At 64.1% G+C, this 26905-nt stretch carries 20 protein-coding genes and 2 pseudogenes; 11 read left to right on the forward strand and 11 right to left on the reverse strand.

The genetic code is table 11. The features are described from left to right. Positions 1 to 5: 5 nt before the first annotated feature. From gspE to PSUB009319_RS15215, 3 genes are all read left to right on the forward strand, one after another. Positions 6 to 1565 (forward strand): type II secretion system ATPase GspE, encoded by a 1560-nt coding sequence (gene gspE, locus PSUB009319_RS15205; protein WP_124383066.1) that lies wholly within the window; start codon positions 6 to 8, stop codon positions 1563 to 1565. 26 nt (positions 1566 to 1591) lie between these two features. Then, positions 1592 to 2803 (forward strand): type II secretion system inner membrane protein GspF, encoded by a 1212-nt coding sequence (gspF, locus tag PSUB009319_RS15210; RefSeq protein WP_124383067.1) that lies wholly within the window; start codon positions 1592 to 1594, stop codon positions 2801 to 2803. 493 nt (positions 2804 to 3296) lie between these two features. Then, entirely contained in the window at positions 3297 to 4955 is a 1659-nt protein-coding gene (locus PSUB009319_RS15215; RefSeq protein ID WP_124383068.1) for a hypothetical protein, read from the forward strand. Positions 4956 to 5040: 85 nt separating this feature from the next. Here PSUB009319_RS15215 and PSUB009319_RS15220 read toward each other — a convergent pair. Continuing rightward, positions 5041 to 5337, reverse strand: a pseudogene (locus PSUB009319_RS15220) (pyridoxamine 5'-phosphate oxidase family protein); the annotation flags it as partial. A gap of 93 nt (positions 5338 to 5430) precedes the next feature. Here PSUB009319_RS15220 and PSUB009319_RS15225 point away from each other — a divergent pair. Together PSUB009319_RS15225 and PSUB009319_RS15230 are read left to right on the forward strand one after the other, a co-directional pair. Beyond that, entirely contained in the window at positions 5431 to 6900 is a 1470-nt protein-coding gene (locus PSUB009319_RS15225; RefSeq protein ID WP_124383069.1) for a PLP-dependent aminotransferase family protein, read from the forward strand. Between the two features lie 305 nt (positions 6901 to 7205). Further along, positions 7206 to 10766, forward strand: a complete 3561-nt coding sequence (locus PSUB009319_RS15230) for an indolepyruvate ferredoxin oxidoreductase family protein (protein ID WP_124383070.1) — start codon at positions 7206 to 7208, stop codon at positions 10764 to 10766. A gap of 86 nt (positions 10767 to 10852) precedes the next feature. On the opposite strand, the gene PSUB009319_RS15235 is transcribed toward PSUB009319_RS15230, so the two are convergent. Together PSUB009319_RS15235 and sbcB are read right to left on the reverse strand one after the other, a co-directional pair. After that, positions 10853 to 11755, reverse strand: coding sequence for an OST-HTH/LOTUS domain-containing protein (locus tag PSUB009319_RS15235; protein ID WP_185453482.1), 903 nt, complete (start codon positions 11753 to 11755; stop codon positions 10853 to 10855). 484 nt (positions 11756 to 12239) lie between these two features. Beyond that, on the reverse strand, positions 12240 to 13679 hold the full coding sequence (sbcB, locus tag PSUB009319_RS15240; RefSeq protein ID WP_124383072.1) for an exodeoxyribonuclease I: 1440 nt from the start codon (positions 13677 to 13679) through the stop codon (positions 12240 to 12242). Between the two features lie 134 nt (positions 13680 to 13813). Here sbcB and PSUB009319_RS15245 point away from each other — a divergent pair, with 134 nt between their 5' ends. Further along, complete coding sequence (locus PSUB009319_RS15245; RefSeq protein WP_124383073.1) at positions 13814 to 14809, forward strand: 2-hydroxyacid dehydrogenase; 996 nt, start codon at positions 13814 to 13816, stop codon at positions 14807 to 14809. A gap of 12 nt (positions 14810 to 14821) precedes the next feature. On the opposite strand, the gene PSUB009319_RS15250 is transcribed toward PSUB009319_RS15245, so the two are convergent. Beyond that, the gene (locus PSUB009319_RS15250) at positions 14822 to 15454 is read right to left on the reverse strand and encodes an HD domain-containing protein (RefSeq protein WP_124383074.1); all 633 of its coding nucleotides are present in this window, start codon (positions 15452 to 15454) and stop codon (positions 14822 to 14824) included. Positions 15455 to 15576: 122 nt separating this feature from the next. Between PSUB009319_RS15250 and PSUB009319_RS15255 the strand changes: the two genes are divergently transcribed. The 3 genes and pseudogenes from PSUB009319_RS15255 (at position 15577) to PSUB009319_RS15265 (ending at position 17592) form a co-directional block, all read left to right on the forward strand. After that, the gene (locus PSUB009319_RS15255; protein ID WP_124383075.1) at positions 15577 to 16308 is read left to right on the forward strand and encodes a Crp/Fnr family transcriptional regulator; all 732 of its coding nucleotides are present in this window, start codon (positions 15577 to 15579) and stop codon (positions 16306 to 16308) included. A 104-nt stretch (positions 16309 to 16412) separates the two neighbouring features. Continuing rightward, positions 16413 to 16538 (forward strand): annotated as a pseudogene (locus PSUB009319_RS15260) (MFS transporter); the annotation flags it as partial. A gap of 241 nt (positions 16539 to 16779) precedes the next feature. Further along, positions 16780 to 17592, forward strand: coding sequence for a ferritin-like domain-containing protein (locus tag PSUB009319_RS15265; RefSeq protein ID WP_124383076.1), 813 nt, complete (start codon positions 16780 to 16782; stop codon positions 17590 to 17592). 66 nt (positions 17593 to 17658) lie between these two features. Here the strand turns inward: PSUB009319_RS15265 and PSUB009319_RS15270 are convergent, their stop codons facing one another. Together PSUB009319_RS15270 and PSUB009319_RS15275 are read right to left on the reverse strand one after the other, a co-directional pair. Further along, positions 17659 to 19647 carry a methyl-accepting chemotaxis protein gene (locus tag PSUB009319_RS15270; RefSeq protein WP_124383077.1) on the reverse strand — a complete coding sequence of 663 codons (1989 nt, stop codon included), beginning with the start codon at positions 19645 to 19647 and terminating at the stop codon, positions 17659 to 17661. Between the two features lie 197 nt (positions 19648 to 19844). After that, a complete protein-coding gene (locus tag PSUB009319_RS15275; RefSeq protein ID WP_124383078.1) occupies positions 19845 to 20633 on the reverse strand; it encodes an SDR family NAD(P)-dependent oxidoreductase in 789 nt (262 codons plus the stop codon). A gap of 272 nt (positions 20634 to 20905) precedes the next feature. Here PSUB009319_RS15275 and PSUB009319_RS15280 point away from each other — a divergent pair, with 272 nt between their 5' ends. Next, positions 20906 to 21394, forward strand: coding sequence for a MarR family winged helix-turn-helix transcriptional regulator (locus tag PSUB009319_RS15280; RefSeq protein WP_124383079.1), 489 nt, complete (start codon positions 20906 to 20908; stop codon positions 21392 to 21394). Positions 21395 to 21423: 29 nt separating this feature from the next. On the opposite strand, the gene PSUB009319_RS15285 is transcribed toward PSUB009319_RS15280, so the two are convergent. The 5 genes from PSUB009319_RS15285 to PSUB009319_RS15305 all read right to left on the reverse strand — a co-directional run bounded on the left by PSUB009319_RS15285 (position 21424) and on the right by PSUB009319_RS15305 (position 25320). After that, positions 21424 to 22140, reverse strand: coding sequence for a response regulator (locus PSUB009319_RS15285; protein ID WP_124383080.1), 717 nt, complete (start codon positions 22138 to 22140; stop codon positions 21424 to 21426). Next, positions 22137 to 22835 (reverse strand): response regulator transcription factor, encoded by a 699-nt coding sequence (locus tag PSUB009319_RS15290; protein WP_124383081.1) that lies wholly within the window; start codon positions 22833 to 22835, stop codon positions 22137 to 22139. Before PSUB009319_RS15290 ends, PSUB009319_RS15285 begins: the two co-directional genes overlap by 4 nt. A 212-nt stretch (positions 22836 to 23047) precedes the next feature. Further along, complete coding sequence (locus PSUB009319_RS15295; protein WP_124383082.1) at positions 23048 to 23992, reverse strand: S1C family serine protease; 945 nt, start codon at positions 23990 to 23992, stop codon at positions 23048 to 23050. Continuing rightward, positions 23989 to 24576, reverse strand: a complete 588-nt coding sequence (locus PSUB009319_RS15300) for a hypothetical protein (RefSeq protein ID WP_124383083.1) — start codon at positions 24574 to 24576, stop codon at positions 23989 to 23991. Before PSUB009319_RS15300 ends, PSUB009319_RS15295 begins: the two co-directional genes overlap by 4 nt. Positions 24577 to 24711: 135 nt before the next feature. Then, a complete protein-coding gene (locus PSUB009319_RS15305; RefSeq protein WP_124383084.1) occupies positions 24712 to 25320 on the reverse strand; it encodes a TetR/AcrR family transcriptional regulator in 609 nt (202 codons plus the stop codon). 104 nt (positions 25321 to 25424) lie between these two features. On the opposite strand from PSUB009319_RS15305, the gene PSUB009319_RS15310 reads away from it, so the two are divergent. Next, positions 25425 to 26903: an MFS transporter gene (locus PSUB009319_RS15310; protein ID WP_124383085.1), complete on the forward strand. Its 1479-nt coding sequence runs from the start codon at positions 25425 to 25427 to the stop codon at positions 26901 to 26903. Positions 26904 to 26905: the final 2 nt, after the last annotated feature.

Raw genomic sequence — 26905 nt, forward strand, 5'->3', positions numbered from 1 at the left:
ACACCATGGCAACGACGCAAGCCCCGACCACCGACGTCAACACGCTTGAGCCGCCCTCGCAGTCGGCCGTGCGGCTTGTGCCGTACGCGTTTGCGCGTGACGCCAGGCTGCTCGTCGCCCGCCAGGACGTCGACACGCTAGAAGTGTGGGTCTGCCCCGAAACCTCGCGCACGGCGCTGGCCGAACTCGGCCGCGTATTTGGCGCACTGGAACTGGTCACGCTCGACGCGGCAGCGGTCTCCGCCGCGACGCAAACCGCGTACAACGCGCAGGACGGCAGCGCCGCGCAGGTCGTCGGCGAGGTGGAAGGCGAGGTCGATCTCTCGCGCCTGATGCAGGACATTCCCGCCGTGGAAGACCTGCTCGAATCCGAAGACGACGCGCCGATCATCCGCATGATCAACGCGCTGCTCACACAGGCCGCGCGCGAAGGTGCATCGGACATCCACATCGAGCCGTTCGAGAACGCATCGGTGGTGCGCTTTCGGGTGGACGGCACGCTGCGCGACGTGGTGCGCCCGAAGAAGGCGCTGCATGGTGCGCTGATCTCGCGTATCAAGATCATGGCGCAGCTCGACATTGCAGAGAAACGCCTGCCGCAAGACGGCCGCATCACGCTGCGCGTGGGCGGTCGCCCGGTGGATGTGCGTGTGAGCACGCTGCCCACCGGCCACGGCGAGCGCGCGGTGCTGCGTCTGCTCGACAAAGAGGCCGGCCGGCTCGACCTCGGCAGGCTCGGCATGGGCGCCGGCACGCTGGCGCGCTTTGACCACCTGATCAATCAGCCGCACGGCATCGTGCTGGTCACCGGCCCGACGGGTTCGGGCAAGACGACCACGCTGTATGCGGCGCTGTCGCGGCTCGATGCAGCATCCACCAACATCATGACGGTGGAAGACCCGATCGAGTACGACCTCGACGGCATCGGCCAGACGCAGGTCAACCCGAAGATCGACATGACCTTCGCCAAAGCCCTGCGCGCCATCCTGCGTCAAGACCCGGACGTGGTCATGATCGGGGAAATCCGCGATCTGGAAACCGCGCAGATTGCCGTGCAGGCCTCGCTCACCGGCCATCTGGTGCTGGCGACGCTGCACACGAACGATTCGGCTTCTGCCGTGACGCGGCTGATCGACATGGGGATCGAGCCGTTCCTGCTGTCGTCGTCATTGCTGGGTGTGTTGGCGCAGCGGCTGGTGCGCCGCCTTTGCGTGCATTGCCGCCGCGAGGAAGTGCTCGAACTCACGCCCGCTGAAGTAGAAGCCGTGGCCGGCACGCCGGTTGCAGAGGGGGTGGCGGTGGCGACCCCGGCGCGCAAATCGGTGTGGCATCACGTCGGCTGCGAGCGTTGCAGCAACTCCGGCTACCAGGGCCGTACCGGCGTGTACGAACTGTTGACCGTCACGCCCGAAATCCAAACGATGATCCACCGCCAGGCCGCTGAATCCGAGATCAAGGCGTTCGCCATCGGCCAGGGCATGCAGACCATGCGCATGGACGCACAGCGCTGGATCGACACGGGCGCCACGTCGCTGGAAGAAGTGCTGCGCGTCACACGTGACTAAATAAAGCGGGATCAAACGAATAGCGCATGCCAGCCTTCCGCTACGAAGCCGCCGACGCCGCCGGCAAAACCGACAAAGGTGTCATCGAAGCTGACAGCGCACGCCAGGCGCGCACGCTGTTGCGCGCACGCGGGCTCACGCCGCTGGTGGTCGACGCCCTGGGCGCGCAGGCCGCCAAGCGCAGCGGCTCGGGCTTGGGCAAGCGGCTTTCCGCACAGGAAAACGCACTGGTCACGCGCCAGCTCGCCAGCCTGTTGGTTGCGGGCCTGCCGCTGGATGAGGCACTCGCCGCGCTGGCCGATCAAGCCGAACGTGCCTATGTGGGCGAATTGCTCGCCGCCATCCGCGCGGAAGTGGTGGGCGGCAGCGCGTTGTCAGTCGCGCTGGCACAGCATCCGAAGGATTTTCCGGACATCTACCGCGCGCTGGTTTCCGCTGGCGAACACTCGGGCAACCTGGGCCTCGTGCTCTCACGTCTGGCCGATTACATCGAAAGCCGCAACGCGCTGACCTCGAAGATCAAGCTGGCGTTCACCTACCCGGCCATCGTCACGGTGGTGGCGTTTGCGATCGTGATCTTCCTGCTGTCGTACGTGGTGCCGCAGGTGGTGAGCGTATTTGCTAACACCAAGCAAAAGCTGCCGACGCTCACGATCATCATGCTGTGGCTGTCGGACTTCGTGCGGAACTGGGGCTGGCTGGCAGCCATCGTGCTGGCAGCGCTGGGGGTGCTGATCCGCAACCTGCTCAAGCAACCGGCGTTGCGTTTGTCGTGGCACAAATGGCTGCTGACAGCGCCGCTGTTCGGCAAGCTTGTTCGTGGCTACAACACCGCACGGTTTGCGAGCACGTTGGCAATTCTGACCAGCGCGGGTGTGCCGATTCTGCGTGGATTGCAGGCCGCCGGGGAGACGTTGAATAACGTCGCGCTCAAAACCAATGTGGAAGACGCGTCTACGCGCGTGCGGGAAGGGACGTCACTGGCGCGGGCGCTGGCGGCGCAGAATCAGTTTCCGCCGGTGCTGGTGCACTTGATTCGCTCCGGCGAAGCGACAGGCAATCTGCCTGCGATGCTGGAGCGTGCGGCGCAAGGTGAAGCGCAAGAGCTTGAGCGGCGGACGCTGTTCCTGACTGGCTTGCTGGAACCGGCGCTGATTCTCACGATGGGCCTTGTGGTGCTGCTCATCGTGCTGGCCGTGTTGATGCCGATTATTGAGATCAACCAGCTGGTGCACTGACTGGCTCTTTTTGCTGGTGCATCCCCTGCGTCAACGCGCAGTACCGCTGTTGTCTGGCGTGGTTCGCTCCAGACCATGAAGGCGGCCAATCCAATGGCAGCGGGTTGCTTTCAAGAGCAATGGACCGTTGCATACGAGCATGCCGCAGCGCTCGGCCCCGGCACCGGTCTCCCGCCTCTGCTCCCATGGGTACACCCATCGGCTGCCCGTGAATCTCGATTGATTCATTCTGTCGAGTTTTCTTAATCAGAAGATTCTCTTTTCTAAGTTCGCTGATTTTTCGGTGGAATGCTCCACCCACTAATCAGGAAGATGCATTTTTGTCAAATCACCCCCGCTGAGTTCAGACATTGATTAAATGAATGTCGCAGGCATCGCTCTTGCCGCGCGACTTGCGCCCGCTTTTCGAAAGTCGGTCTGCACTGACCCGATGCCGCGAGAAAACGTCAGTCACCGATTGGCTGCGCCATATCCATGTCACTGAGGACTCATCATGTACATTCCCGCCACAAATTCTGATCACCCAATCGATTCGCAGAGTGTGCCGCCTGAACCGAGCAACGCCTCACGGACCGGAGGCTCCGGCTTTGAAACCCCGTTATTCCAGCACGCGCCTTCTCAAGATCGTGTGAGCCTCTTCAACTATCGAACGCCCGACAGCAATCTGCTGGGCTTGCAGCCGGACCAGCAAGGTATTTACACCCGAACCGATTCCCACGGAAATACAAGCCATTTCACGCGCATTGAAGGCAATACTTATCAACTCGGCAATTTCCAAATGCAAGAAGGCAATAGACCGACTTGGGGCCTGATGAATCCCCGCACGGGCGGCGAGGTTCTTCGGCTGGAAAATCAGGGCGGCGCATGGCGACCGATAGAACCCGCACATGCGCTAAACAACCTATACGCCACGACGCCCGAGGGCCACATTTCATTTGCGAACGACGACGGCATCAAAAAAATCGAGCGTGCGATTATCCGGCTGCACGAGCCGTGGGATCCCAGAACGAGTGACGCCATGGTCCGGCTGTATGGTCCAGGCATCCTGACCCCAGAAGGCAAGGATGCCGTCGAGCAACAATTCATCAAAACGTTAAACGCCATCAAATACAGCCGCGCGACCAATGGCGCGGATGAATCCATCGCCTGGAATGGCATCGACGGCACAGACGCGATAGGAGTCAGCCGCCCGAACGGACGCATTGAGTTTTCTGGTGGAGCAGTGCGCGACCTGAATGCGCGTGCCTTTACCGAACTGAATATTCACGAGCACACCCATAAAGGGGCAAGCGCTAAAGATCAGTGGTACCAATCCTTCCCTGAAAGTGGGCGAAGTCCGAACTATGGCAACCATCTGGCACCCTTTACGTTCAACAATGCCGTCAACAACGCCGACACGCTGACGTTAAGCGTGCGAGTGTTGACTGATTCCGGCACATTTCGTCCGGCTGGTTCGTATGGTGCGCCGCCTGAGTCAGGCTACGCCCCACGGCCCAAGCACCAAGAGCTGGCGTTGGGCAAACAGCCACCGGCTGGGCAATCGCAGGACAGGTTCGAATTCGAACGATACGAGCCGGGCAAGTCGGACAATTGGGCCATTGAAGGTGCCGAGCTCCATCGCCTTGCGCAGGAACATGCATCGCAAGCGCGTCCGCATACCGCGAGCTCGGGGCACTTGCGAGCACCTAACGCAGTGGCCGGTGCGGTGGCTGGCCTGTATGCACTGACCCGCAGCACGCCCGCGCCTGCTGCGCTGTGGCATCAGCAAGCAATCAACTCACACGCGGCGGGCAGCCAAGCGGCGGCAGCGCTGTCCGGCCACACAGGTGAAGTCGGTCAACAGGCAGTCTCTGAGGATTTGCGCCATGACCGTATCGAGATTCGAAAGCTTGCTTCGGGGCGGCTATCGGGGGCTGCGGCGCGGCATCTGCCCGAGCAAGACACAATGCATGCCTTGAAGGTGGGGCGCAGAGATGCGCGAGATACCGAAAGCGCAAACGCCCATCATCACAAATCTCAGCACATGGAGTCGAACGCAGGCTCTCGCGAGCGGCAAGCCATTTCCGATCTGGCGCACGGCCGCGGTCAGCTTGGCCGCACAGAAATGCCTGCCCGGTTGCAACCCGAGGCTGGGTTGGGGTTGGAACGCTAATCAATGGTCAGGTCATGCAGGTGATATCGCTACCAACCCCGGTTTCACCCAAGTGACCTTGCCCGGTTCGTCTCGAACGTCATAGCGCCGAGCGCGCCAGCACCAGGCCATCGACGTGCGTGATGGTCACACACACCTGCGCTCCGCTGGCGGCCAGCCTGAGCATGCGGCTGCCGTTGGAGCCGTGGATGTAGAGGTGATCCCCATCGCGCCAGCATGCTGTCGGGATGCAATGCACGCCGTGCCCGTCCGCAAAGGCGATGTGGCAAACGTAGGCACCGTCGAGGATGGCGTGCAGCGTGGCCGCATCGTAGTGGCTGCGGCGGGCGACACGGTTTACACGCGTGCGATCCGTGGGTGGGGTTGCAGAAGCTGTCGTCATGACAAGGCCCCGAATAGGCAATCGATCTGCCGACGATAAGAAAACCGTGGCACCATGCATAGACCCACCAAAATGCTATGTCTTGGAGCCACGATGGACTACGGCGTCCTGCTGTCGAACTACGAACGGACTGTGATGCGCAGCGAAGGCGTTGCTCGCGCCTCGCAACAACACCGGCTGTATGCGTGTTTGCGCGCGGCGATCCTGAGCGGACAGATTGAAGAAGGCACGCGCCTGGCGCCGTCGCGCACGCTGGCCGAAGAGCTGGGCATTGCACGCAACTCGGTGCTCTATGCCTACGAGCAGCTCGCCACCGAGGGCTTCGTGCTCAGCCGTCGGCAAGGCACGGTGGTGGCGCGCGTGGGCCTGCAGCAAGTGCCCGCGCCGGCGCCCGAAGCGCCACCCGTGCTGTCGCACCGCGTCAAAGATCTGGAGCGCCCGCGCGGCGGCATGGGCGACCTGTTGCCCTTCCTGCCCGGCACACCTGCGTTGGATGAATTCCCGCTCGCGCAATGGCGCCGCTGCATGGAACGCGGCTGGCGCGGCGTCGGGCCCGGCCAGATGGGCTACGGCCCGGTGGAAGGCAACGTCGCGTTGCGGCAAGCGGTGGCGGAATACCTGCGCGTCTCGCGTGGTGTGCGCTGCGACGCGGCGCAGGTGTTCATCACCGACGGCACGCAGAACAGCCTCGACATGTGCGCCCGCACGCTGGCCGATGCGGGCGACACCGCGTGGATCGAGAACCCCGGCTACTACGGTGCGCGTGCAGCCCTGCAAGCCGCCGACCTCAAGCTGGTACCGGTCGGCGTGGATGCCGATGGCCTCGCCCCGCGTGAAGCAGACTGGCGCAACGCGCCACCCAAGCTCATCTACATCACGCCATCGCACCAATACCCGCTCGGCGCGGTGATGAGCCTGGAGCGCCGCCTCGCGCTCATCCAGCACGCGCGCGCAGCCGGCGCGTGGATCATCGAAGACGACTACGACAGCGAGTTCCGCCACACGGGGGCGCCGCTGTCCGCCGTACAAGGTCTGACTGAGGACGCGCCGGTCATCTACCTCGGCACGTTCAGCAAGATGCTGTTTCCGGCGCTGCGACTGGGCTACATGGTGGTGCCGCCAGCGCTGGCGCCCGTGCTGAAAAAGACTGCCGGTGCACTGATGCTGCGCGGGCGCGTGGCCGAGCAGCTTGCGCTGGCGGAGTTCATTGAAGCGGGACATTTCACGCGGCACCTGCGGCGCATGCGCCGCCTATATGGCGAGCGCCGCGATGCGCTGCAAGCCGCAATCGAGCGACACCTGGGCGGCATCGTCACCGTATCGGGTGGTGCGGGCGGCATGCATCTTTCCGCGCGGCTTGACGCACCGGTGCCGGATACCGAGGTCAGCCGCGTCGCCCGCGAGCGGGGCATGGTGCTGCGGCCGCTGTCGCGCTTCTGCCTGCCCGGCACGCTGACCGCGCAATACAACGGCCTCGTGCTCGGCTACGGCAACGTACCTGCCCAAGCAATGGACGGATTGGTGATGCGCATGCGCGACGTGATCGAAAGCGTTGCCAACTGATCGTCAGGTGGTCATCTTGGAGGGCAGCCGCCAGTGCCTCCCCAATCAGCAGATCCGCCAGCAAAGTTGCACGCATCGCACAACGCGGGCCGCTGGTCTCGGCAACGATGCACCTGCGTGCATTGAACGCCGCAACCTCGGGAAAACCCACCCCTATTCTTGCTGCGTTGCACGGTGTTCGGAATGTCACGCGATGCTACGATGCCCGGACCCATGGCTGCCTGCCAGTTTCCACAAGAAGCGGCGCAGGCGGCACCAAAAGAGACCTGCTGCTGGTGATCCCGGCACACCCACACGGAGCACGCATGAATGCCCCTCTGAACGACGCGCTACGCCGCGCGCTCGAAACCGTTTCCCTGGACGACAAGTACACGCTCGAGCGTGGCCGCATCTATATCAGCGGCACGCAGGCGCTTGTTCGTCTGCCGATGCTGCAGCAGGAGCGCGACCGCGCTGCAGGGCTGAATACGGCGGGCTTCATCTCCGGCTACCGCGGCTCGCCGCTGGGGGCGCTGGACCAGGCCTTGTGGAAGGCCAAGAAGCACCTGGCCGGGCACAACATCGTCTTCCAGGCGGGGCTCAATGAAGACCTGGCCGCCACGGCGGTCTGGGGCTCGCAGCAGGTCAATCTGTATCCGAACGCCAAGTTCAGCGGCGTGTACGGCATGTGGTACGGCAAGGGTCCGGGTGTTGACCGCACCATCGACGTATTCAAGCACGCCAACTCGGCGGGTTCGTCCGCGCATGGCGGGGTGCTGGTGCTGGCAGGCGACGACCACGCCGCCAAGTCATCCACGCTGGCGCACCAGTCGGAACACGTCTTCAAGGCGGCCGGCATTCCGGTGCTGTATCCGTCCAATGTGCAGGAATACCTCGACTACGGCCTGCACGGCTGGGCGATGAGCCGCTACTCCGGCCTGTGGGTGTCGATGAAGTGCGTGACGGACGTGGTGGAATCATCCGCTTCGGTGGATGTCGACCCGCACCGCGCCGAGATCATCCTGCCCGAAGATTTCATCATGCCGCAGGGCGGTCTGAACATCCGCTGGCCCGACCCGCCGCTGGTGCAGGAAGCCCGCCTGCTCGACTACAAGTGGTATGCCGGCCTGTCGTACGTGCGTGCCAACAAGCTCGACCGCGTGGTGATGGACTCGCCTCAGGCGCGCTTCGGCATCATGACCGCGGGCAAGGCGTACCTGGACGTGCGTCAGGCGCTGGTCGACCTGGGCCTGGATGAAGACACCTGCCGCCGCATCGGCATCCGCCTGTACAAGGTGGGCTGCGTGTGGCCGCTCGAAGCGCACGGCGCGCGTGCCTTTGCCGAGGGGCTGCAAGAGATTCTGGTGGTGGAAGAGAAGCGCCAGATTCTTGAGTACCAACTGAAGGAAGAGCTGTACAACTACCGCGACGACGTGCGCCCGCGCGTGTACGGCAAGTTTGATGAGCGCGACAATGCCGGCGGCGAATGGTCGGTGCCGATGGCCAACTGGCTGCTGCCGGCGCACTACGAGCTGTCGCCTGCGCTGATCGCCCGCGCCATCGCCACGCGTCTGGAGAAGTTCGAGCTGCCGTCGGATGTGCGCGCGCGCATTGCCTCGCGCATCGCCATCATCGACGCCAAAGAGAAGGCGCTGGCCAAGCCGCGCATCACCGCCGAGCGCAAGCCGTGGTTCTGCTCGGGCTGCCCGCACAATACGTCGACCAACGTGCCGGAAGGCTCGCGCGCGCTGGCCGGCATCGGCTGCCATTACATGACCGTGTGGATGGACCGCCGCACCGACACCTTCAGCCAGATGGGCGGCGAAGGCGTGGCATGGATCGGCCAGATGCCGTTCTCGGGCGATCAGCACGTGTTCGCCAACCTGGGCGACGGCACGTACTACCACTCGGGCCTGCTGGCGATTCGCGCCTCCATCGCGGCCAAGGTGAACATCACCTACAAGATCCTCTACAACGACGCGGTGGCCATGACCGGCGGCCAGCCGGTGGACGGCCCGCTCTCGGTGCCGCAGATTGCCGCGCAGGTGTATGCCGAGGGCACGTCTCGTATCGTCATCGTGACGGACGAGCCCGAGAAGTACAACGCGGCGATCAAGCTGCCCGAAGGCGTGACCGTGCACCACCGCGATCGCCTGGATGCGATTCAGCGCGAGCTGCGCGAAGTGCAAGGCACCAGCGTGCTGATCTACGACCAGACCTGCGCCACGGAAAAGCGCCGCCGCCGCAAGCGCGGCACGATGGCCGACCCCGCACGCCGCGCATTCATCAACGATGCAGTGTGCGAAGGGTGCGGCGATTGCTCGGTCAAATCGAATTGCTTATCCGTTGAGCCACTGGACACGGAGCTGGGCACCAAGCGCAAGATCAACCAATCGTCGTGCAACAAGGACTTTTCGTGCGTGAACGGCTTCTGCCCGAGTTTTGTGACGGCCGAAGGCGCACAGGTACGCAAGCCGGAATCGCGCGGCGTGTCGATGAGTGATCTGCCGCTGCTGCCGTACCCGGAGCTGCCCGCCATCCAACGTGCCTACGGCGTGCTGGTGACCGGCGTGGGCGGCACGGGTGTGGTGACCATCGGTGGGCTGCTTGGCATGGCCGCGCACATCGAAGGCAAGGGCGTGACCGTGCTCGACATGGCGGGCCTGGCGCAGAAAGGCGGTGCGGTGCTCTCGCACGTGCAGATCGGTGAGCGTCCGGATTCCATTCACGCCACGCGCATCGCCATGGGCGAGGCAGATCTGGTGATCGGTTGCGATGCGATCGTCTCGGCGTCGGACGAAGTGCTGTCGAAGGTGCAGCACGGCCAGACGCGCGCCATCGTCAACAGCACCGCATCGCCCACGGCTGACTTCATCAAGAATCCGAACTGGCGCTTTCCGGGCAGTTCGGCCGAGGCCGACATCCGCGCCGCCATCGGCGATGCCTGCGCATTTGAAGACGCCAACACGCTGGCTGTGCGCCTGCTGGGCGATGCGATCTACACCAACCCGCTGGTATTGGGCTTTGCGTGGCAGAAGGGCTGGCTTCCGCTGACGCACGACGCGATCCTGCGCGCCATCGAACTCAACGGCGTGGCGGTCGAGAAGAACAAGACGGCGTTCGAATGGGGCCGCCACCTCGCGCAAGACCGCGACGCCGTGCTCAAGCTGGCAGATGACGCCCCGCGTGCGAAGGCCGACGTGATTGCCATGCCCTCGCTGGACACGCTCATCGCCCGCCGCGTCGATCTGTTGGGCGCGTACCAGAATGCTGCCTATGCTGCGGAATTCCGCGCGGTGGTGGAGCGTGTGCGTGCGGCGGAAACGGCAGTCGTCGGCGCCAACCAACCGCTGGCACTGACCGAAGCCGTGGTGCGCAACCTGTCCAAGCTCATGGCGTACAAGGACGAATACGAAGTCGCCCGCCTGTACACCGACCCGGCCTTCCTCGACAAGCTGCGCGCGCAGTTTGAAGGCGAACCCGGCCGCGACTACCAGCTCAACTTCTGGCTTGCCCCGCCCATGACGGCCAAGCGCGACGAAAAGGGCCACCTGATCAAGCAGCGCTTCGGCCCGAACACCATGCGCATCTTCAAGCTGCTGGCCAAGCTCAAGGGCCTGCGCGGCACGGCGCTCGACATCTTCGGCAAGACCGAAGAGCGCCGCACCGAGCGTGCCCTGATCGGCGAATACCGTGCGCTGGTGGATGAACTGGTGAAGGGGTTGAATGCGCAGAAGCTGCCGCAAGCGGTGGAGCTGGCGCGCCTGCCGGAAGACATCCGCGGCTTTGGTCATGTAAAGGAGGCCAATCTGGCCGCCGCACGCATCCGCTGGAACAAGCTGCTTGCGCAGTGGCGTGATCCGGCGGCGGCGCAGCGGGCCGCGTGATGCATTGATGGTCGGGAAAATGCAGAAAGGGAACCGGAGGCTTTGGCCTCCGGTTTTTTGTTGGGTAATTCCTACCCAAACCGGACCTACCGATCGCGCACCTTGAACCACGCCGCCCGCCGAGCGTTCTCATCGGCGCGGTATTCCAGATCAAATCGCCGGGATTCATTCAGAACGTGTCGCCAGGACTTGCAACCGTAGCTGTCCGGTGTCAGCCCCGGATGCTTGCGATGGATCAGAGCGATCGCATGGTCGAGCCGTGTCCACCCGCGCTCGCCAGCATTCAGCGCTGCTGCTTCGCGCAGCGCACCGACAATCTCGGCCTCCGCCCACCGCGTCGTTGCGACAGGCTCCGCGCCGTCGTTAAAACATCCCGAAAGCCCCGGTGCTTGCATGAAGGCCGCAGCGGCGATTCTGGCCGCGTCCACGCCTTTCACCCATGCGCACAACTTCCCGTATTGGGTATCAATGCGAGCGTAGCAACCTTCGAGATAGTCGCAAGCAGCCGAACAGCCTTCGCACGTGTGGAGATCGAACCGGCTGCCAAAGTCATGCACGAGATCATTGCGTGCATCGACCAGATGCCTCAGCTCCGCTTTTGTCCGGGCATAGTCTTCGGCAGATAGCCGCATCGTACTGCGATAGCCGAACGCGGGCGATCCGATCAAAGGTGAGGCATCGTCGATGCGTGTATGCGGCGCTTCGCTGGTTGTAAAGAAAGACCGCAGGAGAACGTCGATCTGGTAACCAAGCGGCTTGGTCGCGTGTTCTTTGACGCGCTGCACACGAATTCTTTCCAACGCGTATGCAGGCCCCGAAAGCTGGTGATGTGCAACCAGATACTTGATCAGCGTTTCGTATTGCTGGAGCCGAAGCAGGCAGCGGCCGACCAGGCGTTGGACTTCGTGTTGCAAGTCCGGTGCATCGTGCTGGCTCGGCGGGGAGCGAGGCCCACTGGTGATGAGCGCAGCCTCGGTCGATAGAACCATTGTCCTGTCCTCTGATGAATTGAGGAACCACCCACCGCGAGGGGTGGGCGGGCACACGACAAGGGCGCAAACACCGATAAGACCAACCAAGAACCGGCAGGGCCGAAGCCCTCCCTGCCGAGGCCCGCCCATATAGGCGAACGACAGCACGCAAGGGCCATAACGGCACTCACGGGTAAAGTCTTAATTCGGGTTTTGCGCTCCCGGCTCACGCTTTTTTTGCGCGAGCCCGGGGAGTCTAACGTTTGCCGGCAGGCAGGGGCAAGGCGGGCGCTGGGCTCTGCACAAAAATTGGTCTTCGCAGTGACGATCCCGATGGCAGTTCCGCTTATTGGACGCCCGGACCAGATTATGGGGCGACAGGCGAAGCTCTTCTGATGAAGATCAGATTCATTCGTTCTCTGATCTAAATTCAGAAATCTGTCGGCGCCGCCGTCGGCGCAGGCGGCATGCTGACAGCTCACTCGGCTTGCGCGCCGGAGACTCACTCCGGCGCAACCATCTCAGCGTAGTCATGCAGCGCCGCAAGAATGCGCTCGGCACGAGCATCGCCGCGCTCGGCAGCTTCAGCACCGAGTTGGTCGATGCGCTCCATATACGCATCCAGCGTCAGATAGCCGCCGCTGCCCTCGAACAGGCGCTCGGCGCGCAGTTGCTCCCACTGCTCGTATTCCTCTTCGCTCAACGTGTCAGGAAAGTTGCGCGCGCGGTAGTGAAACAGCAGTTCGGGCAGCCGTGCATCCGCGAAATCCGGGTGCAGTTGTGCGAGCTGCTCGCCGCTGAGCGTGCGCAACTCGTTGAGCGTGCGGCGGTCCTCATTACCAACGAAGCCGCCGTAGAGGTTCTGGTCCACATCCTCAATCGGCTCCAGATCACGGGCGTAGACCTGGCGCCACGTTTCTCGCATATCCGGCGCAGTCTGCGCGATAGCGGCGTGGCGCTCGATGGTGGCAAAGTCGATACCCCAGCGCTGCGCCTGCGCAGGCTGCAGCGTCTTCATGTTGCTGATGACGATGGGCGACTTGTTGATGTGGATCGATTTGATGGGCAAACGCGTGGTGCCTTCGGCCAGATCGGCGGTGCGCGTGAACATGCGCTCTCGGATCGTGGCGACGTCCATGTGGAACAGCTCGGACGGATCGAACGCCAAGTCCCACACGATCAGCTCGTTCTTGTTGGTCGGGTGTCCGCCCAGCGGCCAGACCACGGCCATGCAGCCGCGCTCCACACCGTACATGCCAGAGATATGCAGCAGCGGCCGTGGCGCATCGCCAATCTCGGCCACTACGCGGTCTTTCTTGCGCAGCGCCAGGCAGAAGTCGAACAGGCGCGGCTGCGCGTTGCGAATCAGGCGTGCCAGCGCAATCGTCGCGCGCACGTCGGACACCGCATCGTGCGCGGCCTCATGCACCAGGCCGTTGGCCTTGGACAGATGCTCCAGCTTGAAGCTCGGCTTGCCGTCTTCGTGTGTCGGCCACTGGATACCTTCGGGGCGCAGCGCCCATGTGGTGCGCACCACGTCCAACAAGTCCCACCGCCCGCATTCGTTCTGCCACTCGCGGGCGTACGGGTCGATCAGGTTGCGCCAGAACAGGTGGCGCGTGATCTCGTCATCAAAGCGGATGGTGTTGTAGCCCACGCCAATGGTGCCGGGGGTGCCCAGCTCGCGCTCGATGGCCTGCGCGAAGCGGTATTCGGGGATGCCCTGCTTGGCGCACTGCTGTGGCGTGATGCCGGTGATGAGGCACGACACCGGATCGGGCAGCCAGTCGTTGGAGGGCTGGCAGAACAGCTCGACCGGCTCGCCGATCTCGTTGAGTTCGGCATCGGTGCGGATACTCGCAAACTGCGCCGGGCGATCGCGGCGCGGCACGGCGCCAAAGGTTTCGTAGTCGTGCCAGAGGAAGGTCTGGGTGACGGGCAAGGCGTAACTCGCAGGAAAAGGCTGAAGATGCCGGCATGCTAACAGCCCTGCCGAGCCGGGCCGCGCAAACCCGACAGGAGCGGGAGTAAGCTAGCGCGATCGCCAGACTGGCTCCAAGCGCCCCGACCACCGCCATGCGCATCCTTTTCTTCAGCAGCCACCGTTACGACGAAGACAGCTTCCGTGCCTCGCTTGCGCGCGGAGGCCACAGCTTCGACCTCGTCTTCCAGCGCGCGCACCTGGACGCGCAAACGGCACCGCTCGCTGCGGGCTTTGAAGTGGTGTGCCCGTTCGTGAACGACGCGCTCAACGCAGACGTGCTCACCGCGCTGGCTGCGGGCGGCACACGGTTGATCGCGCTGCGCTCGGCGGGCTTCAACCACGTCGATCTATCCGCCGCGCAGCGCCTGGGGCTGACAGTGGTGCGCGTGCCCGCGTATTCGCCGCACGCCGTGGCCGAACACGCGGTCGGCATGATCCTCACGCTCAACCGTCGCCTGCACCGTGCCTGCAACCGCACGCGCGAAGGCGATTTCTCACTGGATGGTTTGCTCGGCTTTGATCTGGCCGGCAAAACGGTTGGCGTGGTCGGTACCGGGCAGATCGGGCAGGTATTCGCGCGCATCATGGCCGGCTTCGGTTGCCAGTTGCTGGCGTTCGATCCGTTTCCACAGGCGTCGCTCACCGCGCTGGGCGTACGCTACGTGCCGCTGCCCGAATTGCTGGCGCAAGCCGACATCGTCAGCCTGCACTGTCCGCTCACCGCCGATACGCATCACCTGATCGATGCCAGTGCGCTTGCCAGCATGAAAACCGGCGCGATGCTCATCAACACGAGCCGCGGCGGTCTGGTCGACAGCCCTGCGCTGATCGATGCGCTCAAGACCGGGCAGCTCGGTCACCTGGGGCTTGACGTGTATGAAGAAGAAGCTGACCTCTTCTTCGAAGACCGCTCCGCCGACGTGCTGCAAGACGACGTGCTGGCGCGGCTGCTGAGCTTTCCCAACGTCATCGTCACGGCGCATCAGGCGTTCTTCACGCGTGAGGCGCTGGCGGGCATTGCCGACACCACGCTCGCCAATGTTGCGGCGTGGGCAGCCGGCGCGCCCGTCAATGTGGTGAAGGCTTAATCACTCACCGCATCACGCCGCTTCGGCTTTCGGCTGGGACAGCTCGGCCTCACCTTCCTTCACGTAGATGGAATTGCGCGGCTTGGCCAGCACGCGGCGCACCATCGGTTCGAAGAACGAGAGCGGCAGGTTGTCGTAGTCGGCCATGAAGGCCGCGGCATCGTACTTGGCGCAGAACTCGGCGGTGCGCTCGAACAGCTCGGGCTGGCTGCGGTATTGCTCGCGCAGGTTGCGGTCCAGGCCGAGGTGGTGGAAGAAGTAGTAGCCCTGGAAGATGCCGTGCTTCTCGACCATCCACAGGTTTTCGGGGCTGACGAACGGCTTGAGGATGGCCGCGGCAATGTCCGGGTGGTTGAAGCTGCCCAGCGTGTCGCCAATGTCGTGCAGCAGCGCGCAGACCACGTATTCCTCGTCGCGGCCATCGCGGTGGGCAAGCGTGGCGGTCTGCAGCGAATGCGTGAGGCGGTCTACGGGGAAGCCGCCGCAATCGCCATCGAGCAGCTTCAGATGCGTGAGCACGCGGTCAGGCAGCGCGCGGGCGTAGGGCATGAACTCGGCCGAGATGGCGGCCCAGTCCTCGCGGGTGCCGTGCTCCATGTGAGAAAACGTCGCATGGGTTGCGCCGGGGGCAGTGTGTTGCGTCATGGGGTGTCTCCTTCGTCGCCGGAATGGTCTCGTCGGTGCCGCGTCGTATTGAATGGCAGGTTGCACGGCTGGCTGGCCATTCTCTGCCGGGGCCTTGCACGCAGACTGTCAAGCGTTTGACAATGCGCCAACCGCCCTCGCCGCATCCTGCCGTCATGCCCGCAGACGCCTCCCATACCGCCCCTGCTCCCACGCCCGCGCAATTGGCGCAAGGCTGGCTGCGGGATGCCCCCGCCCACCTGCTGGCCGAGATCGCGCCCGCCGCACGCCTTATCACCTACCCCGACGGCGAATGCATCCACCCGCACGGCGGGCCGGCACAGGGCATGTTCCTGATCGTGCGCGGCCGTGTGCGTATCAGCCGGACGACGGATGGCGGCAGCGAACTTGTCTACGGTGTGCTGCGCGCGGGCGAATGGTTTGGCGAGATCGCGCTCATCGACGGCGGCGGCCGCACGCACAGCGCCCACGCGCAAGGGCCGACCACACTCATCCTGCTGGGTAGCGCGGCATTTGCGCGTGTGGTGTCCGTCTACCCGGCTGGCATGTGGGCGCTGATGCAGCAGCTCTGCCAGCGCATCCGCCTGATCTTCGACGAGTTCGAACACGCCAGCGAAATGCCTGCCGATGCGCGCCTTGCGCAACGCCTGCTGCAACTCGCCCGCGCCGGCGATGGCCGCACCGTAGCCGCCAGCAATGAAGAACTGGGCCGCATGCTGGCACGCTCGCGGCAGACGATCTCCAAATATCTGCAGGCCTGGCAGCGCGCCGGCTGGGTCCGCTGCCATTACCGGACGGTCGAGATCGTCGACACGGCAGCGTTGCGGTTGCTGACCGGCGGCCACGCTCGCTGAGCAGGCCCTCCGCATGGGGCACGCGTGCACCGGCACGCGCCGATAGAATGTTTTTCCTGCTGCGCGCAGCTCTGTCTGCCTCGACCGCCTCCACCTCCACCTCCATGATTCCCATGTTCTCGCCGGGCTCGCCCGAGGGCCGGCGCCTTGTGTTCCAACTGGGCCTCGCGCAAATGGTCTCGTGGGGCACGCTGTACTTCACCTTCACGGTGTTTCTGGCGCCGATGCACCGCCGCGGTACAGACCTCCCCCGCACCGAGGTGAGGCAATTGCCATGAATTGCCATGACGTCTTCACCACTTTGTACGCAGAAGTTCGCTTTTAGGAACCTTTGCTTGCGCACATCTGTCTTGAATCTTGAGACGTGATGTTTCATTCTCATGATAGAGGCGGCCCGGTTTTTGCGAAGTCGCCAACGGAGGAAGCGCTTTGTCACAGGTTCATCAGCAAACATCATCTGCGAGCGAGCGCATGCCGTGGTCGATCCAAGAGATCGCCTACGGCAGCATCGACATCGCACGTGTGCGTGAAAACCGTACGCTGTTCTATCTGGTTGCCAGCGCCTCGTTTGTCGAGAGCGGCTCCGACCTTTACGCTGGCAACCTCGCCCAGTACTACGCCGATCGTCCCGAAACCGCGCGCTGGCTGATCCACCACTGGGAACGCGAAGAGCTGCAGCACGGCCGTGCGCTGCGCAGCTACGTTGAAGCCGTCTGGCCCGAGTTCGACTGGGAGCGCGGCTATACCCGCTTCTTTGACGAGTACTCCGTCACCTGTTCGGTCGACCAGTTCGAGCCCACGCAGGCGCTGGAGATGGTGGCGCGCTGCGTGGTCGAAATGGGCACCGCCACCTTCTACCGCGCCATCGCCCAAGCGGCGGCCGAAGCCGACGAGCCCGTGCTGCGCGACCTCGCCAGCCGCATTTCCGCCGACGAAGTCCGGCATTACAAACACTTCCTGCGCTTCTTCAACGAGTGCAATGCAAGCGAGGGCGTGGGCCGCGCGCGGGTGCTCAAGGCGCTCGCGTCACGCCTGCGGGAAATCAAGAACGAAGATTCGATGATCGCGCTGCGCAATGTGCTTCGTATCGAGCGCGGCCAAGAAGACGTGCCGGAGGCCGACGTACGCGCGCTCAACTCGCGCGTCAGTGCGCTGGTGCGCTCGTATCTGCCACTCGACATGGCGGCCAAGATGCTGCTCAAGCCGCTGCGGCTACGGCCTGGTTTCGAGCGCTCGATCCGGCCGCCGCTGGTGGCACTGGTGCGGCGGGCTATCCTGCACTGACCGATTGCCCGCCAAACGCTGTACCGATCGCAACGTCACGCCATCCACTCATGACAACTCGCCGGCTCAGGCGAGCCGGAATACGTCCACCGCGCCGCGCAGTTCCTGAGCTTGCTGGCGCAGGCTTTCGGCAGCGGCGGCGGCCTCTTCGACCAGCGCGGCATTCTGCTGCGTCACCTCGTCCATCGACGTGACGGCATGGTTGACCTCTTCAATGCCCTGCGATTGCTCGCGCGAGGCGTGGCTGATCTCGCCCATCAGGCCGGCGATACGCTCCACGCGCGCCACGATGTCCTGCATGGCATCGCCCGCGCCGCGTGCGGCTTCGTTACCGGCCTGCACTTCTTCGACCGAGCGGTTGATTAGCGCCTTGATCTCCTTGGCGGCTGCGGCGCTGCGCTGGGCGAGGCTGCGCACCTCGCCGGCCACGACGGCAAAGCCGCGGCCCTGTTCGCCTGCGCGGGCAGCTTCCACGGCGGCATTCAAGGCGAGGATGTTGGTCTGAAACGCGATGCCATCGATGATGCCGGTGATGTCGGCAATCTTCTGCGCCGTGGTGTGGATGCCCGACATGGTGCCCACCAACCGCTCCACGGTCTGCCCGCCGGCGCTGGCCGCGTCGCTGGCGGACCGCACCATGTCGTGCGCATGGTGGGCGCTCTCGGCGTTCTGGCGCACGGTGGCGGCCAGTTCTTCGATGCTCGATGCGGTGCGTTCCAGGTTGCCGGCCTGCGCTTCGGTGCGGGCCGAGAGGTCGGCATTGCCGGCAGCGATCTGGCCGGTGCTCGACGCGATGGTGGAGGCGCTGGCGCGCACCTTGTCGACGATGCCCGAGAGGCCGTCGCCAACGCCATTGACGGCGCGCATCACCTGGCCGATTTCGTCGCGGCGGGTCGTCGGCAGGCGGTGCGTGAGGTCACCGGCGGCCACACGTTGGGTGACGTTCACCACTTCGGCCAACGGCGCGCTGACGGAGCGGCGCAGCATCCAGTACAGCCCGCCGGCCAGCAGCGCACCCAGCGCAAGCCCCAGCAGCAGGAAGCGGTTGCGGGCGGCAACCAGATCGGCGTCGAGTTCATCCACGTAGGCCGTGCCGGCAATCACCAGTTGCCAATCGGGGTATTGCGTGAAGACGGTGAGGCGCTCACGCGCTATGCCGCCTTCCGCATCGGCCAGCATATGACGCAGCGTGCCGTCCTTGCGCGCGATCATCTCGCGCACCCAGGCTTGGCCACCGGTGTCTTTGGCATCGAGCAGGTTCTTGCCTTCGCGGTCTTGGGTGTGGTCGATCAACACCTTGCCCTGATCAACGCCGGGCTTGCCATCGATGACGAAATAGCCACCCGTCTTGCCGAGGCCGTGCGAGCGGATTTTGTCCTTGAGCAGCGCCAGTTCCGAGCGCACATCCACCCCCACATACAACGCGCCGATCACCTTGCCCGATGTATCACGCACGGGCTCGTACTTGCTCATGTAGGGCACGCCAAACAACCAGGCCAGGCCGCGGAACGGCTCGCCGGCCATCAGCGCCTTGTAGCTGGGGTGGGCGCGGTCGAGCAGCGTGCCGATCGCGCGTTCGCCGTTTTCCTTCTTGAGCGAAGTGGTCACGCGCACGAAGTCGTCGCCTGTGCGGGCGAACACGGTGGCGATGGTGCCGCCGGTGCGCGCGAAGAACGTGTCCGGCACGGTGAAGTTGAGGTTCAGCACCGTATCGCCGCTCTTGAACGTGGGTGTGGGCTTGCCGGCCACCTCCACGGTTTGCGCCGGCTCTACGCTGTAGGGGCCGGGCGCGGCATCGGCAAAGGCCGTAAGGAAACGGTCGGCTTCGGTGCGCATGGTGCCGTCGAACAAGCCGATCATGTCGCGCATGGCGGCCTCCTGGTTGTGCATGGCCGATTGCATATTGGCTTCCAGCATGCGCAGGCTCGACTGCGAAATCGCCAGTGCAAACATGCCAAATACCAGCACCAGGGCAATCAGGCCAATCACGGCCAGCCGGGTCCCCAAGCTCGTTGGGGCTTGGGAAGATTCAGAAAGGGGCGCAGACGCTCTCATGCTTTTTTCCCTGCGGGTCGTCAGTCGGGTTAACAACGGATCGACGGGGAAAAGCTTGATAGCAAACGTTTCATAGGCGGCTTTTGTCTGGCAAACCGGACACTATCCAAACCCTCGGACATCGGCCCGGCGTCGCGCACATCGGCTCGCCTCCAGCAGCCGCGCACTGAAATGGAGCATCCGTCAGGGCTGGCGCTCTAGAACGCCGACTTCACCACCCCGCCATCCACACGCAGTGCAGCGCCCGTGGTGGCGGACGACAGCGGGCTCGCCACATATGCGACCAGACTGGCGACCTCCTGCGTGGTGGCAAAACGCTTGATAAGCGAGGTCGGGCGGGCGGTCTCGAAGAAAGTCTTCTCGAACGCATCGAAGCTCTGGCCGCCCGAGAGCTTCTCCACAAACGCATCCACGCCTTCGGAACGTGTCGGCCCCGGCAGCACGGCATTCACGGTGATGGCGGTGCCTGCCGTCAGTTCTGCCAGCCCGCGCGAGAGGCCCAGCAGCGCAGTCTTCGTCACGCCGTAGTGAATCATCTCAACCGGAATCTGCACGCCGCTCTCGCTGCTGATAAACACGATGCGGCCCCAGTTCTGCGCACGCATGCCGGGCAGGTACGCGCGAGACAGACGCGCGCCGCTCAATACGTTCACATTGAAGAAGTGCTGCCACTCGGCATCGTCGATTTCCTCAAACGGCTTGGGGTCGAAGATGCCGAGGTTGTTGATGAGGATATCGACCGTGGGAAAGCGGCCAAGCAGCGCGTCAACCTGTATCGGATTCGACAGATCACCGGCAAAGCCTTCGGCCTGGGCGTCGGGCACCTCGGCGCGCAGGCGCGCGATCGCGTCTTCCACCGACGCTTCGGTGCGGCCGTTGACGATCACGCGGGCGCCTTCGGCAGCCAGTGCTACAGCAATGGCATGACCGATGCCCTTGGTAGAGCCCGTTACGAGTGCAAGCTTGTTCTGAAGGTGGAGGTTCATGGCGTTCGAAAAAGGAATATGGGGGAGGACGAGCACGCCGCGCCACACGGTGCGGAGGCGACGTTTCAACCATGATACGAAGCTCCATCACCCTTGGCAGCCGCAATCGTTTTGCAGCCGTATCCAACGAGATTTGACGATCTGCGTTGGTGTCGATCCCGGCTTGACGGCCTGGGCAAGCGACGATTAGTGTGCAATGAAGCACGCTCGGCGTTACGGGAAACGCGACGCGCCTTACAAGCCGGATCACCGGCGGAACGGGGAGCACCATCATGAGCATCGACGTACAGACACCTGAGGCCGCCGGCACCAGCATCAGTGAAGGCGCCTACCAGCTTGACACCATGGACCGCGACACCAACATCGGTCGGCTCGTGCATCGGGTCCGACACGAGTTGGTGTCGCACATCGACAGTGCCCTGGCATCGCTGGACCTGACCGCCGCGCAGTGGACGGTCGTCATCTACCTGGCGGAAGACCTCGCCACCACACCGGCCGAACTCTCGCGCCTGCTGCACTACGATCCGGGTGCGATGACGCGGCTGATTGATCGGCTGGAGAAGAAAAACATCGTCAAGCGCGCGCCCAGCGATGCGGATCGCCGCTCGGTGGTGGTTTCGCTCACCGAACAGGGCCGTGCGCTGTATCCGGAAATCCGGCCGCTGATCATCGATGTGCTGAACCACCTGTTGCGGGGTTTCTCGCAGCCCGAGGTCAAGCAGTTGGAGAACCTGCTGCTGCGTGTGCTGCACAACGCCTGATCGGTTCAGGCGTTGGCGGTTCAGCAGTCTCAGCCGGCGGCGTTGCCAGCGCGCAGGTTGTCGCGCTGGCGGCGCAGTGCGGCCAGCGCGTCTGGCGCATCGGCGGGAACGGTCACGGCCTGTTTCAGAACCGCTTCCAATGCATCGGCGCGCTGCGCAATCGCGCCCTGCTCGACCGCCAGCGCGGCGCCTTTGACACGATGCGCCGCGTGACGCGCCGCCTCCAGATCGCCCGCCGCAATGGCGTGCGCAAGGCGCTCCAGATCGTCGTCCAGCGAATCCAGATAGATTGACCAGACATCCTGACCGGCGTCAGCCATGACCGCCGTACGCACCGGCGCAGCGTCGGTGCGGTCACACCACAGCGCGATCAGGTCGCGCAGCACATCTTCGCGAATCGGCTTGGTCAGCATGCCGTCCATGCCGCTGGCCAGAACGCGCTGCTGGTGTTCTTCGTCGGTGGCCGAAGAGATGGCGAGGATGGGTGTGTGAGCGCCCGTACCGCCTTCACGCGCACGGATGCGTTCGGCAATGGCGTAGCCGTCGACATCCGGCAACTGGCAATCCAGCAGGATCACGTGAAACGACTGCGCAGCGGCTTTCTCCAGCGCCTGGGCACCATCGGCAGCGAGTTCAACGTCGCAATCGAGCGCACGCAGTTGGTGTTCGAGGATCAGCAGATTGGCCGGCTGGTCTTCGACCACCAGCACGCGCGGGCGAGGTTGGCCGGGTTGCCCGGCGCTCACTGCCCCTCCAACTCGTGCTTGATCTTGAACAGCTCGGTATCCGTGCGGATGCCCAGCTTGCGATAGGCGGATTGCTTTTGCGAGCTGATGGTCTTGATGCTGCGCGCGAACTTCTCGGCAATCTCTGTCACCGACATGCCGTCGAGGCAGCAGCGCAGCACCTCGCGCTCGCGCGGGCTCAGTTCCGGGCGATCCACGAGCGCAGAAAGCTCGGTGCTATTGGCCGCAGGTGCCGGTGCATCGGCCGCGAGAGCATCGCGCTCCATCTCGGCAGCCAGCGCGGCGTTCAGGCGCTTGCCGCCGGCTGCCACGGTACGGATGGCACGTACCAAGTCCGACAGTTCCTCTTCCTTGCCGACAAACCCGCGTGCGCCAGCATGCATGACCATGCCGACCGTCGCCTTGTTGTGATGCGCCGAAGCCACCAGGATCTTCAATTCCGGATAACGCACGCGAATCAGGCGGATCAGGTTGAGCCCATCGATTTCCGCCGGGCCGAGCGAATAATCCATCAGCAGAACATCCACCTCGACGGCGTTGTCCTTGAGGGCCTGCACGATTTCCCGGCCAGACGCGAATAGGCCGGTGACATCGATGTCCGCCTCCTGCTTCAGGCGCGCAGCCAAGCCATGGCGGACGATCGCATGGTCATCGAGCACGATCACGCGGATCGGTCGGGTCGCGGTCCAGTTCATGTTGCAGGTTTCATTCGACTTGTTTTAAGGCGCTGCGTAGGCTGACCCTAATGTGCCACAACGTTACATCAAGATATAACATTTAGGCACAAATTTGCGCTGCTATTAGACAAACGGCAGCCGTGTTTTGCATCGTACAAAGATCACATATTAATGTCTTTTATGATCTGTGTTTAGCAAGATGCAATCACTGTTACATAAGGCGCTGGAACCTATTTGCTTTCGACAATTGTGTCGTCCCGGGCGTAGATGGAACAGTTTTGATAGCGTTCCTTGCACGACGACACCGCGCGGAATTCGGCGTTCTGGCCGAATTCGTAGACGAACTGATCGCCGTCGGCTGCCACGAAGATTTTCGGCCAGGGCTTGTGCAGATATTGACCAAAAGCCGCTTGCGACTTCGGGCCGAGTTCACCGGCCTTGCGCGGCAGCGGTGCGGCAGTTGCCACGGTTGCCGCCGCGTTCGTGTTGGCCACCGCGGCCGATGCTGCAGCGGCCCGCTCGGCCAGTGCCTTCTGCGCGCGTGCGGGCACATCGTCAATCCACTCGGCCGGCGCTGCAAAGTTCAGGTTTTGCCCATAGACCGCGAGCACCATCCGCGACGTAATGCCGACCAGCCGCGCATTGCTGTCGAACAGTCCGCCGCCGCTTGAGCCCTGCGAGATGGCCGCCGAGGTCTGGATCGCCTGCAACTGACCGCTCTCGTTGTGGCGCAACGATGAGATCAGGCCCTCGCTGATCGTCAGGTCAAACCCCAGCGGATTGCCGATGGCATAGACCTTCTGCCCCGTCACGAGCGTGCTGCTGGGGGCGATGGTGACAGCGGGGTAGTGGAAATCGGCGATGCGGAGCTGGCACAGGTCGCGCTGGACGTCGGGGTACAGCAGGCGCGCGCCAAAGCTGGCGTTGCCACGCTTGAGGCTGACCTGCTTGCCGCCGCGCAGCACATGACAGTTGGTGACGGCAAGCCCGTCGCCAATCACCACGGCGCTGCCGATGGCAAGCGGCTGGCCGGCGGCGTTGGACACGCGCACTTCCCAGATGCTGGGCGCGACCTTGGCGAATACTTCCGCAGGCTCCAGCGCGGCAGTCGGCAAGGCAGCCAGCACGGACGCGGCAGCCACGAGTGAGCGGATCATCAAAGCAGTGCGGGTCATTGCGGCGTCAGCAAATCAGAAAGGTCGCTCAACGTGGTGGAGCCGTCGTCGGAACGCGTCTTGTCACGCAGGAAGGCAACATCGGCGTCTGTCAGGTCGGGGCAGCTTCCGGTGCCCCAGGATGGGTTGATGCGGTAGGTGCGGTAGCGTGCATTGATGGCGTGCCACGACCTGCCGTCGTCGGATTCGACCACGCCGGCGCGGCATGCATGCGCGGTGGTCGGGTAGCTGGCCGTCATCCGGTACTGCTTGCCTGGTTGCGGCACGAACGTCACCGACACGCCGCAGCGGTAGACGAGCGTGCCCGATGTGCGGATGAAGCTGGCGCCCAGCGCGGTCGGCACGCCAGCCAGCACGCGGATCGGCCGGGTCGCATCTGCCGGCTTGAGCGCCGTGCGCGGGTTACCGCAATGCTTGGCGTCGTCAAACGCGAGGATGGTGGCATTGGTGCTGGCCAGCGGGCGGACGAAATCCACCGTGGCAGTCCTGGCGCCCGCAGGCGGCTCCGTATAAGGCGCCGCGCAGCCCGCCAGCCACAGCACGCCACCGACTCCGATGGCCGTGGCAATCGTTCGGCTCGTCATACCCTTTTCCCCCGGGACTTTTTTGTTTGGTGTGTTTGTGCGACCGCGCACAAGTGTAACCAAAGGTGACGTCACAGAAGCGTCGGGGCGCCGCGCGGGCGTTGCTTGCGCGCGTCGGGGCGTGCCGGCGTGCGCTCAGGCGACAGCAGCGTCAATGCGCGCCCGCGTGCTGCGTCGCGCGCGCTCGAACACCGCCATGTCACCCATCAGAAACGCCACGTTGGCGTTCGAGCGAAACGATTCAATCTCGAAGACAAGCTGCTCGACATCCAGATCGGCGCGCAATTCACCGGCGGCCTGGCCGGCGGCAATCGTGTCGCGAAAGCGTGCGCGCACCGATTCACGATGGCCACGTACGCGGTCCTGGATAACGCCTGGGCGCGCGCGGTATTCGTAGCTGGCTGCGCAGACAAAGCATCCGCCCGGCGACGCTCCACCGGCCACGTAATCGAACCAGCCCTCGGTCAAGGCACGCAGACGGGCGAGCGGGCTTTCCAGCGCCAGCGCGGGCTCGATCACCATCGCCCGGTACTGCACGACGCCCGCATCCAGCGTGGCGAGTTGCAGCGTTTCCTTGTCGCCAAAGAGCACCTGGATGTTGCCCTTGCCCACACCCGCATCGGTGGCGACACGGCCGATGGTCAGCCCCTCCAGCCCGTCGGTGGAGGCAATGGCCGTGGCGTGCTCAAGCACTTGGGCGCGCGCGCGTTCGCCACGCTGGCGGCGGCCGTCGGTTTCATTCATGGCAATGCCCTATCAGTGCGTGGGGTCAATGGAATTGACGCTTGACGTGAGCCAATCGCCCTCTAGTATACGTACGACCGTATATTAATAAGCGTGCTCCCTCCATGTCAACGGAATCCCTTTCTGCCGCTCGCGTTACCAGCTCGCCTGCCAAACGGCATTGGCCCGCGCTGGCGGCGCTGCTGAGCGGCAACTTTGTCACCATTCTCGACCTGTTCATCGTCAACGTGGCGATTCCGGACATCCGCGCCAGCTTGCATGCGAGCTTTGCCGAGATCCAGCTCGTGATGGTCGGCTACAGCGCGGCGTATGCGGTGTTCCTGCTCAACGGCGCGCGCCTGGGCGATTTGTTCGGGCGCAAGCGCATGTTCCTGGCTGGCATGGCGCTGTTCACGCTGGCATCGGCCTTGTGCGGGCTGGCGACCACGCCGTGGATGCTGATCGCCATGCGCGTCGGCCAAGGCCTGGGCGCGGCCATTCTGATGCCGCAGGTGATGGCGTCGCTGCGCGTGCTGTTTGACGGCGATGCGCGACGGCGCGCGTTCGGCACCATGGGCGCGGTGCAAGGCGTGGCGGCATCGGTGTCGCAAATTATCGGCGGCTGGCTGATTGCCCACCCATTGGCGGCAGAAGTGTCGGGCTGGCGCGCGGTGTTTCTGGTGAATGTGCCGATTGGCATCGTCGCGCTGCTGGCCGCACGCAGCTTCGTGGCGGAATCGCGCGCGCCGGTGGCTGCGCGGCTGGATGTGCATGGCGCGGTGGCGGGCGCGGTGGCCCTGGCCATGCTGCTGGTGCCCGTCATGCAGGGGCGGGAGTCCGGCTGGCCGTGGTGGTCATGGGCGGTGCCGCTGACCTCGCTGCTGGTGTTCCGCCACTTTGTGCGAGTGGAGCGGGCGCTGTCCGCAGCGGGCCGCGTGCCCATCATCGAGATGGCGTTGTTCCGCAACCGCAGCTTTGTGCTGGGCGTGCTGGCAATCTTCCTGTTCTACACAGCCATCAGCTCGTACTTTTTGGCGCTGACGATTCTGCTGCAGTTCGGGCGCGGCTTGTCGGCGCTGGCAGCGGGGCTGGTGTTCACGCCGGCAGCGATCGCGTTTTTTACCGGCTCGCTGACGGCGCCGCGGCTGGCCGAACGCATTGGGCAACGTGCATTGCTGCTGGGCGTGGGGATCTTCGCGGTGGGCCTCGTGCTGCTGGCCACAATGGCACAGGCCGGTGTCGCCACCGCGTGGCTGATCGTGCCGCTGGTGCTCAACGGCTTTGGGCAAGGCATGGTGATTCCGCTGTCGCTCAACACCATCCTGAGCGGCGTGGAAACCGCACAGGCCGGCATGGGCGCCGGCACGGTAACGACCATGCAGGCCGTCGGCAATGCGGTGGGCGTGACGGTGGTGGGCGTGCTGCTGTTCTCGCTGCTCGGCCAGATGGATGGGTTGAGCGGCACGGTTGCGATGGATGCCACTACGGACGCTACGCACGCAGCGCACTACGGCCACGCATTCGCTCTGGCAACGCTCTACAACGTGGGCGCGACAGTGCTCGCCTTCGTACTGTTCTGGCGCGCATGGCGCCGGCACGCTTAACC

This window comes from Ralstonia sp. SET104, assembly GCF_003851545.1.
Taxonomy (GTDB): domain Bacteria; phylum Pseudomonadota; class Gammaproteobacteria; order Burkholderiales; family Burkholderiaceae; genus Ralstonia.